Origin of the sequence: Azohydromonas aeria (assembly GCF_009760915.1) — a bacterium.
In the GTDB taxonomy this organism is placed as follows: Bacteria; Pseudomonadota; Gammaproteobacteria; order Burkholderiales; family Burkholderiaceae_C; genus Azohydromonas; species Azohydromonas aeria.
The window spans coordinates 66,735-76,126 of the sequence record NZ_VIDQ01000030.1 but is presented as its reverse complement, the minus strand read 5'-3'; the positions used below and the strand labels follow the sequence as shown (position 1 = coordinate 76,126).

Genomic DNA, 9,392 nt, shown 5'->3' with positions numbered 1-9,392 from the left:
GAGTACGCGCTTTCCTTGCCGGAGGCATCGACGGCCGTGACGGCGAAGTAGTAGGTCTTGCCGCTGGGCAGCGACGGCACGGTGTAGGTGGTGTTGGTCACGTACAGCCCGCTGCCCTTGACCTGGTTGTAGCTGCGCGAGGTGGTGCCGAAGTACACGCGGTAGCCGGCAACGCTGCCGGCCGGGGCGCTCCAGTTCAGCAGCGCCGTGCCGGTGGTGGCCGGGGCAGGCGCGGGCGCCGGAGCCGGCGCGGGGGCCGGGGCGGGAGCCGGCGCCGGAGCCGGGGCGGGCGCCGGTGCCGGAGCCGGCGCGGGGGCGGGGGCGGTGTAGACGTCGCACTGCTTGGTCACGCCCGGGGCCGGATCCATGCCGAAGGTGTCGTTGACGCACTGCGCCGAGCCGCTGATGTACTTGCCCACCCAGCGCGTGCCGGCGCCGTAGCGCACGTACCGGGTGCCGCTCACCGAGAAATAGGCCCACTCGCTGGAAATCTTGGTCCAGGTGCCGGCGGAGGTGGGAGAAACCTCCATGGCCGCTTCCGTGGCGCTTTCGGTACCGATTTTCGCGGCCTGGCTGGCCAGGTCGGCTTCACCACCGCCGCAGGCGGCCAGGAAAACCGACGCCATGGTGGCGGCGAGGAGGGCGAGTCGTTGGGGCTGAACGGTGGAGCGCATGGTGTCAAATAAAAAGGCAGACAAATCTTTTCCGCACCGGTATTTTCAAAATACCGGCAACGGTGCGTGCGTTCAGTGCTTGGCGAGCGGACCGACGATTATCGGTGCGACGACGTTGGAGGCGTGGAGCTTCGCGTCAACACTAATTTCGACAAATCTCGCAGAATTTGTTCTGCTGAGTTTTCAATCGAGTTGCCTGCTCTTTCGGCAAGCCCCGCGGGGCGTGAAACGGCACTTGTTTCGGGATGTCGGCGGCGGCGTCCGCGGCGCTGCCGAGATTTTTCCTGCCATGGAAACGGTTGCGCCAACCTTGCACTTGGCGGCGTATCCGGGTCGTTCGTGAAAACATGCTCGAATTGCAGGGACGATGGCGCGGCAATATTTCCGAAAATCGCCCGCGAAACCGGCTGCCGTGGCGGCGCCGCGACGGCGGCCGATGTGTCCGGCAGCAGGCATAAATACTGAAGCGGATACGCGCTTCACGTCTTGCAACACGACGGCCCGTGCCGGGCCGGGTGGAACCGCAGAACTGGGGCCGTTTGCCTGGCCAGTTCGGCGCCTGAGGGCGCGGCGCGGCCCGTCTCGTGGCCGGCTTCGGCGCCTACACCGGCACCACGGTCGTGGCCTTGACGCGGTCGAGCACGAAGCTGGTGCGCACGTCCTTGACGCTGGGGTGACGCAGCAGCGTGTCCATGACGAAGCGGCTGTAGTGCGCCATGTCGCGCACCACCACGCGCAGCAGGTAGTCCATCTCGCCGGTGAGCGACACGCATTCGGCCACTTCGGGCCAGCTCTGCACCGCGGCGGCGAAGTCGTCCATGGGACTGCGCTTGGCCGTCTCGCTCTGCTTTTCCATGTGCACGTTGATGTAGGCGGTGAGTCCCAGGCCGACGCGGGCAGCATCGACCAGCGCGGCGTAGCCGGTGATCACGCCGGCCTCTTCGAGCCGCTTCACGCGCCGCAGCGTGGCCGAGGCCGACAGGCCCACGCGCGCGGCGAGCTCGTCGTAGGTCATGCGCCCGTCGGACTGGAGGGCATCCAGGATGCGCCGATCCAGCGCATCGAGCTTCATCGCATCTGCCATGCGTCAAGTCTTGCAGGAAAGCCGCGTCGCCGCAGTGCCGGTGGGGCTGCCTCGCGGGCCGGCAGGGCCGCAGGGGCGGGCAAAATCGCGCCTCGTCCGTCCCTGCCGGCCGGTGCGCGCGGCGCCGCAGTGCTGTGGCTGCGCGCGGCGTGCCGGGAAGCCGCCTTTTGCATGACTTCGTTCCTTCTCAGCCTGGTCGGCATGCCCGGCGCCGGCAAGACCACCATCGGCCGGCGCCTGGCGCGCGAGCTCGGCGTGTCCTTCCACGACAGCGACCACGAGATCGAGCGTCGTCTGGGCGTGCCGATCCGGGAGTTCTTCACCCGCCACGGCGAGGCCGCCTTTCGCGACGTGGAGCATGCCGTCATCACGGAGCTGGCCCGGGCGGCGTCGGGCGTGCTGGCCACGGGCGGCGGCTCGGTGCTGCGCGAGGGCAACCGGGCGGCGCTGCGCGCCGCCGGCACGGTGGTGTACCTGCACGCCACGCCGCAGTCGCTGCACGAGCGGCTGCGCCTGGACCTGAGCCGGCCGCTGCTGCAGGTGGCCGACCCGCTGCAGCGGCTGCACGAGCTCTTCGGCCAGCGCGACGGCCTGTACCGCGCCAGCGCGCACCTGGTGCTCGACACTGGGCATGGGCGCGTCGGTCGCTCCGTGCACGAGCTGCGCCGGGTGCTCGAGCGCCGGCTGCCCGCCACTGCGCCGCCCGCCGACGCGGCCCGCCAGCGTCCCGCCCACGGCGGTGCCGGCGTGGCGCAGGCCGGGCGCCGGCGCTGAAAGCCGCGCGCCGGCTCGGCCGTGCAGCCCCCTGCAAACCAGGATTCACAGTCTCTACATACTTACCCTGACCTGACGCCGCACCATGCGCGCGAGCCCGGCCGGCACCTTCGCCGGCGCGGGCGGCAACGCAGGGAAGTGAGGCGAATCGTGGTGGGCAGGCAGTACAAGTTGGGGCGGATGATCAGCCTGGCGCTGGTGGCGGGAGCCACGGCGTCGGCGCAGGCGGCGCCGGTCAAGTCACAGGGCTGGGTCAACGCCTCGGCCACGGGCATCGCCCACGCCAACGCCAACTCGGTGCTCGCCGGCGGCGGGTCGTCGAACAGCAACAGCAACGGCAAAGGCAACGGCTCGGCCGGCGCCACGCCGGGCAGCAGCAGCGCCGCTTCGAACACCGCTGCCGCTGCCGGCAACGGCAGCAGCGCGTCGCCGAACGGTGCCACTTCGAACGGCAACGCGTCGTCCAGCGCCAGCGCGTCCTCGAACGGGGCCGCTTCCAACGGCAACGCGTCGTCCAGCGCCAGCGCATCCTCGAACGGGGCCGCTTCGAACGGCAACGCGTCGTCCAGCGCCAGCGCATCCTCGAACGGGGCCGCTTCCAACGGCAACGCGTCGTCCAACGGCAACGCGTCGTCCAACGGCAACGCGTCGTCGAACAGCGCTGCTTCCGGCGACCACGGCAACTCGTCGTCCAGCGGCCAAGGCGCATCGGCCTCGGCCCATGCGGGCAGCGGCAGCACGGGCTCCACGCCGGCGAGCGCGCCGGTCGATGTGGCCTCGGGCGTCAGCTACAGCGTGGACCCGATGACGATCGCGGCGTCGAGCTACAACTTCTATCGCCAGTTCACGGGCAACGACAGCAAGGGCATCAACAACCTGGGCCTGGAGCAGGAGCTGGGCACCGGCTGGATGCTGGCCGCCAAGGACAACATCGACAGCGGCGACGACGTCGCCAACGTCGTGGACGGCGTGTTCTTCCACGTGGATGCCGGCGCCAAGGCTGCCAGCGGCCACTGGACGCTGACGGGTTCGGGCGACGTGCTCAGCAGCGGCCCGATCCTGATGGACATGGTGGCCGTGCTGAAGTCGAGCACGGTATTCAGCCTGTACTACTTCCAGAACGTCGCCTTCGACGGCAGCGGCGGCGGCACCTGGCTCTCGCCGAGCCTCAACGACCGGCACGTCTTCCAGGACCTGTCGCACATGAGCGTCTACGTGCGTCCCGGCAGCGGCGGCGGCATGTCGCAGCCGGGCGGCGGACTGTCCGGCGGCCTGGGTGGCGGCGCGGGCGCCATGCCCGTGCCCGAGCCCGGCTCGCTGGCCCTGGCCAGCCTGGGCCTGGTGGCGCTGGGCTGGGTGCGGCGCAAGTCGGCACGGCGCGGCTGAGCCGCGGTGGCGGCCGTCCCGACCAGGTGGCGGCCGCGCAGGGCGGCGGCGCGGGACGGCGCCGCGCCGCCTTGACTCCCCTCAAACCCCGCCCGCCGCGGCGCTCCGAAGATGTCATGGACATGACAACGACCAGGAGCCCCGCATGGCCGAACAAGACACCCTCTCCACCTCCGCCAAGGTGCCGGCCAATGGCGCCGCGCGCCGGCGCCGCGCGGCGCCGAAGGTGCGCCCGGTCGAGGCCGGCGACACGGTGACGGTCGCCAGCGCGCGCGGCATCGAGCAGGAGAGGGTCGAGCGCGGCCGCTCCGAGGCCGCCACGGTGCAGGCGCTGGCGCTGCAGGACGTGCTCGCGCGCGGCGCCCGCGGCGAGAGCGCCCCGGTGATCCACGAGCAGCTGCGCGCGCTCATCGACGGCGCCTCGCCCGACGAGGTGCGCGTGCTGCGCCAGGCGCTGTTCCGGCGCGACCCCGTGCCGCAGGACGAGACCGACCCCGACACCGAGCTCGCCCCCGGCTGGCGCGAAGGCCAGTACCCGTACAAGAACCTGCTGTCGCGCCGGCGCTACGAGAAGCAGAAATACCGGTTGCAGGTCGAGCTGCTCAAGCTGCAGGCCTGGGTCAAGGACACGGGCCAGCGCGTGGTGGTGCTGTTCGAGGGCCGCGACGCCGCGGGCAAGGGCGGCACCATCAAGCGCTTCATGGAGCACCTGAATCCGCGCGGCGCGCGCGTGGTGGCGCTGGAGAAGCCCAGCGAGACCGAGCGCGGCCAGTGGTACTTCCAGCGCTACATCCAGCACCTGCCCACGCGCGGCGAGATCGTGCTGTTCGACCGCAGCTGGTACAACCGCGCCGGCGTCGAGCGCGTCATGGGCTTCTGCTCCGATGCCGAGTACGACGAGTTCATGCGCCAGGCGCCGGAGTTCGAGCGCCACCTCGTGCGCTCCGGCGTGCACTTGGTGAAGTTCTGGTTCTCGGTGAGCCGCGCCGAGCAGCGGCGGCGCTTCAAGGAGCGCCAGGCGCACCCGCTCAAGCAGTGGAAGCTCAGCCCCATCGACATGGCCTCGCTCGACAAGTGGGACGACTACACCCGCGCCAAGGAAGCCATGTTCCTGCACTGCGACACCTCGGACGCGCCGTGGACGGTGGTCAAGTCGGACTGCAAGAAGCGCGCGCGCCTGAACGCCATGCGCTACCTGCTGCACCGGCTGCCCTATGCGCAAAAGTCGCTGGAGGCGATCGGCCCCGTGGACCCGCTCATCGTCGGCCGGCCCTCGCTGGTGCCCAGCCGGGGGGACGACCAGCTGGCGGCCAGCACCGGCACTTGAGCCACCGGAGGTTGGGCCCGTCAGCGCCCGGCGCCGCGCCGCCGCCGGCGCCACCACAGCGTCCCGCCCAGCAACGCGCCCCAGGCCAGGTGGTCGGCGAACTGCGGCCAGAAGGCCAGTGCCGCCACCGAGGGGAAGGCCAGCGGCGCGATGACGCGCAGGTCCAGCAGCGCCACCGCCGCCACACCCACGACCGCGCCGGCCAGCGCGTGCCGCGGCGGCAGCAGCGCGGCGAAGACCAGGGTCCAGAACAGCGACACGCCGCCGTGCACCACGGCCGCGGCCGCGAACAGCGCCCGGAAGCCGGAGTCCGCCGGCAGCAGCATCGCGCCCGCGGCGCGCGTGGCCTCCAGCGGGTCGCCGCCGGTGAGCAGCGCGTGCAGCGTCGAGGGCGCGCCGCTGAAGACCGACGCCATGACATAGGCCCACGCCACGTCGCTTGCCGGGAAGCGCAGCCGCAGCGGCTTCATGACACGGCGGCGCCCGCGCGCTCCAGCGCCGCGTACCAGTCGCGGTAGGGCGTGTTGCGCGCCAGGCGGCGGTTGAAGTCCGGCGCGCCGTCGCTCCACCACGCCGGGCCGCGCTCGCCCAGCGCCACCTTGGCGGCATCGACCCGCGCGCGCGCCTGCGCCAGCGCGGCGGCGTCGCCCGACTGCAGCGCGCGCTTCACGGCGCTGCGCGCCTGTCCGAGCTCGCGCGACAGGCGTGTGCGCGTGGGCTCGTCCAGCCGCGGGTCGGTGCAGCGCCAGAGGCGGCCGCGCACCACGAAATAGCGCCCGTCGGGCGTGACCGGGTAGCGCATGGCCGACATGCGGCAAGCACCGCGCCGGGGGGCCGTGTCAGGCCGCCATGTAGCGCCCGGGCTTGTGGTTCAGCGCCAGCACGAGGTTGAGCACCACCGCGCCCACCACGGAGAGCGCCACGTGCGCCGCGTCGGCCACGGTCAGTGCCGCCAGCACGATGGCCGCGTCCACCAGCATCTGGAATTTCCCCGCGCTGATGGTGCCGCGCTCCTGCAGCAGCAGCGCCAGCACGCCCAGGCCGCCCACGCTGGACTGGTGGCGGAACAGGATCAGCATGCCGCAGCCCATGAGCGTGCCGCCCATGACGGCGGCGTAGAGCGGGTCGATGCGCGCGATGTCGATCCAGCCCGGCAGCCACTCGCTGAGCACCGAGATCGTCGTCACCGACACCAGCGTCTTGAGCGTGAACTCCGCGCCCTTGCGCTTCCAGGCCAGCCAGTAGAAGGGCACGTTGATGAGGAAGAACCACGCGCCGAAGGGCAGCGCCGTGGCGTAGTGGCCCAGGAAGGCCAGCCCGGCCGTGCCGCCGGTGAGTAGCCCCACCTTGCGGTAGAGCACCAGGCCCAGCGACAGGAACAGCGCGCCGGTGAGCAGCGCCATCAGGTCGTCGCGATGGCGGTGCATGAGCTGCAGGCGGGAAGGGGAGTGCTGGACGGTGCGTGACATGGCTCGAAGGCAGCGCGGCGCTTCGCAGGCGCCGCAAAGGGCGCGCATGGTAGCCGGCTCAGGGTTTTCCCGGCTTGATCCGGCTCAAGCCGGCGAGCCTGCGGCGGCTGTCAGGGCCCGGCCGCGCGCGCCACCTTCTGCAGCAGCTCGATGAGGATGGCGCGCTCGGCGGCGGAGAGCGCCTGCAGCACCTCGCGCTCCATCTCCAGCGACAGCGCGTGCGCCTTGCGGGCGAGCTCGGTGCCGGCGGGGGTGAGCGTGACGCGCAGGGCGCGGCGGTCGCTGTCGCTGCGGTTGCGCTCGATGAGGCCGCGGTTCTCGAGCCGGTCGAGCAGCACCGTGACGGCCGGCGCCACCATGGCCAGCGCCTCGGACAGCTGCTTCGGCGTGGCGCCGGGATTGAAGGCCAGCAGCACCAGGGCGCTGAACTCCACGGCGCTGAGCGCCAGCGGCCGGCCCACGTGCTCGGCGAAGGCGCGCCGCGTGGGGATGTCGGCCCGGGCGATCTGGTAGCCCAGCAGGTGCTGCAGGCAGCTCTGGTCGATGCCCGCGGGGGCCTTGTCCTTGTCTTTGGGGGAGGGCATCGGGGGAGTGTAGCCAGGGGTTACGGTGGGACGGGGCGAGCGGTGCCGCCCGTACGCCGCTCGCCCCGGCGAGCGCGCATGCCCGACACCCCCTCCGACCTGCCCGCCCGCCTCGACCGCCTGCCCTGGTCGCCGCGTTCTTCCTGGCCTCGGCGGCGGCAAGCCCGGCCTGCCTGACGGTGAGCGAGGCGTTCCCGCCGGAGATGCGCGCCCTGCCCAGCGCGCCGCCCTTGACGCGCCGCAAGCCGGCGCCGCCAAGGCGGACGATGGTTGCCCATGCGGGGACGCCTGAACACTCTTGCCACGGTGCTGCCGATGCCCATGCTTCAAGCCCTGCCCACATCCCTGCCCGCTGCCGACTGGCCGGCGCAGCCGATCACCTGGATCGTCCCGTTCCCGGCCGGCGGCGTCACGGACCTGGTGGCGCGCGCGGTCGCCGTGGCGCTGGGCCGGGAGCTCGGGGTGCCGGTGGTGGTGCAGAACCAGCCCGGCGGCGCCGGCGCGCTGGGCACCGAGCTGGCCGCGCGGCTGCCGGCCGACGGCCACACGCTGCTCTACGTCTCCACCGGCCCGATGGCGGTGAGTCCCTGGCTGTACCCGCGGCTGCGCTACGACCCGCTGCGCGACTTCACGCCCGTGCACGGACTGCTGCAGTCCTCGGCGCTGCTGGCGGTGGACGGCGCGGCGCCGTGGCGCACGGTGGCCGACTTCGTGGCCGCGGCGCGGCAGCGGCCGGGGGCGCTCAACGTCGGCTCCTCCGCGCCGGGCACCAGCACCTGGCTGGCCGGCGCGCTGCTGGCGCGCGAGGCGCAAACCGGGTTTCGGCAGGTGACCCACAAGGGCGGCGCCGCGGCGCTGCAGGGCCTGCTGGGTGGGCGGCTGGACGCGGTCTTCGACTACGTGCTGCCGTTGCGGGCGCACCTGGAGAGCGGGCGGCTGCGCGCGCTGGCGGTGCTGTCGCGCCGGCGCCTGGCGCTGCTGCCCGAGGTGCCAACGGTGGCCGAGGCGGGATTCAAGGGGGCGGAGGCCGCGAGCTGGTCGGGCATCGCCGTGCGCGCGGGCACCCCGGCGGCGGTGGTGCGCCGGCTGGCCGAGGCGGTGCACGCGGTGCTGCGCGACCCGGAGGTGGTGAGCCCCTTCCTCGCCACCGGCGAGATCCCGCTGCTGGAGATGCGCGAGGCGGCCTTCGGCGAGTTCATCGCCGCGGAGCAGCGGCGCTGGGGGGAGGTGGTGCGGCGGGCGGGGGTGGTGGGGGAGTAGCTGGCCCCCATCGGGCGCCACGTTGCCGGGTACGGGCTCGCGGGCAGCGATCGGGCTCAATACGGCGACCGCTTGCTGTTGCGCTTGGCACGGCGACTGCAAACGCTCGGCGTTTCAGGCTGCAGCAATCGGGCGATCCATCACCACCGGGGCGTTTACAGGTGCCCTCCGCGGATTTTGGGGACGCTGTCCCGAAATCTTCCGTCCTGCTGATCAACGCGCCGTCCCCGCTGACGGCAGGCTGGCCATCAAGCCGCTTCCGGAACTGAGGGAGCGGGTTTCCGCGCGTCGGAGTCAATCGCCTTGAAACCGCGCAGCAGGTTTGAAAATCCGATCCGGTACCTTTTTCTGGAGTATTTGCCACGCGCTGATCAATGCGACGGCCGACCGGTTCCGGCATGAGCGCCCGTGCCAGCCGGGCAGCCGCTCTGCCTGGCGTCCTGGGCATCGGACAAGGAAGGGCGAGCCACCGCTGACAGGCCGTCAGCCGCGCACCGCGGGAGCGGCGTGCCGGTGTACTGCGCGCTGGCGAAGCTGGGCAGCAGCCGGTTCGCGCCCTGGTGACGGCCAAGGCTGCCGTGGCGGGAGAAACTGTGGGCGTCGCCGAGCCGGCAACGAGAAAATCAGGGAATGGAAGAATGGAAATCAAGAAGCCTGGATTTTGAATGATTCATGCCGATGATCGACTTGGATTATTCATGTCCGGGAATGCGATGAAAGCAGCGGGAAGTGGGATTGGTCCCGGAAAATGAATGGTGCCGGCGAACATGTTGCAGCTGAAATGATGATCGTGGGGCCAGTTTGGCGGGTCCGGTGCCGTCAACCTGAGGTTCA

At 71.6% G+C, this 9,392-nt stretch carries 11 protein-coding genes; 4 read left to right on the top strand and 7 right to left on the bottom strand.

Annotation, left to right across the window (positions count from 1 at the left end; all coding sequences use genetic code 11):
• Together FJ694_RS18215 and FJ694_RS18210 are read right to left on the bottom strand one after the other, a co-directional pair.
• Positions 1-674 (bottom strand): fibronectin type III domain-containing protein (locus FJ694_RS18215; RefSeq protein ID WP_198320889.1); only part of this gene is annotated, 674 nt, incomplete at its 3' end.
• Between the two features lie 601 nt (positions 675-1,275).
• Positions 1,276-1,758 carry an Lrp/AsnC family transcriptional regulator gene (locus FJ694_RS18210; protein WP_157268669.1) on the bottom strand — a complete coding sequence of 161 codons (483 nt, stop codon included), beginning with the start codon at positions 1,756-1,758 and terminating at the stop codon, positions 1,276-1,278.
• A 171-nt stretch (positions 1,759-1,929) separates the two neighbouring features.
• Between FJ694_RS18210 and FJ694_RS18205 the strand changes: the two genes are divergently transcribed.
• On the top strand, positions 1,930-2,532 hold the full coding sequence (locus tag FJ694_RS18205; protein ID WP_232540094.1) for a shikimate kinase: 603 nt from the start codon (positions 1,930-1,932) through the stop codon (positions 2,530-2,532).
• 62 nt (positions 2,533-2,594) lie between these two features.
• On the opposite strand, the gene FJ694_RS18200 is transcribed toward FJ694_RS18205, so the two are convergent.
• Entirely contained in the window at positions 2,595-3,272 is a 678-nt protein-coding gene (locus FJ694_RS18200; protein ID WP_157268668.1) for a hypothetical protein, read from the bottom strand.
• Positions 3,273-3,303: 31 nt separating this feature from the next.
• Between FJ694_RS18200 and FJ694_RS18195 the strand changes: the two genes are divergently transcribed.
• Both FJ694_RS18195 and ppk2 read left to right on the top strand, forming a co-directional pair.
• On the top strand, positions 3,304-3,918 hold the full coding sequence (locus tag FJ694_RS18195; protein WP_157268667.1) for a PEP-CTERM sorting domain-containing protein: 615 nt from the start codon (positions 3,304-3,306) through the stop codon (positions 3,916-3,918).
• A 145-nt stretch (positions 3,919-4,063) separates the two neighbouring features.
• Positions 4,064-5,245: a polyphosphate kinase 2 gene (gene ppk2 / locus FJ694_RS18190; RefSeq protein WP_157268666.1), complete on the top strand. Its 1,182-nt coding sequence runs from the start codon at positions 4,064-4,066 to the stop codon at positions 5,243-5,245.
• 20 nt (positions 5,246-5,265) lie between these two features.
• Here the strand turns inward: ppk2 and FJ694_RS18185 are convergent, their stop codons facing one another.
• The 4 genes from FJ694_RS18185 to FJ694_RS18170 all read right to left on the bottom strand — a co-directional run bounded on the left by FJ694_RS18185 (position 5,266) and on the right by FJ694_RS18170 (position 7,298).
• On the bottom strand, positions 5,266-5,715 hold the full coding sequence (locus FJ694_RS18185) for a hypothetical protein (RefSeq protein ID WP_198320888.1): 450 nt from the start codon (positions 5,713-5,715) through the stop codon (positions 5,266-5,268).
• Positions 5,712-6,056 (bottom strand): hypothetical protein, encoded by a 345-nt coding sequence (locus FJ694_RS37155; protein ID WP_232540093.1) that lies wholly within the window; start codon positions 6,054-6,056, stop codon positions 5,712-5,714. Before FJ694_RS37155 ends, FJ694_RS18185 begins: the two co-directional genes overlap by 4 nt.
• A 28-nt stretch (positions 6,057-6,084) precedes the next feature.
• Positions 6,085-6,714, bottom strand: a complete 630-nt coding sequence (locus tag FJ694_RS18175; protein ID WP_157268665.1) for a YitT family protein — start codon at positions 6,712-6,714, stop codon at positions 6,085-6,087.
• 110 nt (positions 6,715-6,824) lie between these two features.
• Entirely contained in the window at positions 6,825-7,298 is a 474-nt protein-coding gene (locus FJ694_RS18170; RefSeq protein WP_157268664.1) for a MarR family winged helix-turn-helix transcriptional regulator, read from the bottom strand.
• 315 nt (positions 7,299-7,613) lie between these two features.
• On the opposite strand from FJ694_RS18170, the gene FJ694_RS18165 reads away from it, so the two are divergent.
• Complete coding sequence (locus FJ694_RS18165) at positions 7,614-8,558, top strand: Bug family tripartite tricarboxylate transporter substrate binding protein (protein ID WP_157268663.1); 945 nt, start codon at positions 7,614-7,616, stop codon at positions 8,556-8,558.
• Positions 8,559-9,392 lie beyond the last annotated feature (834 nt).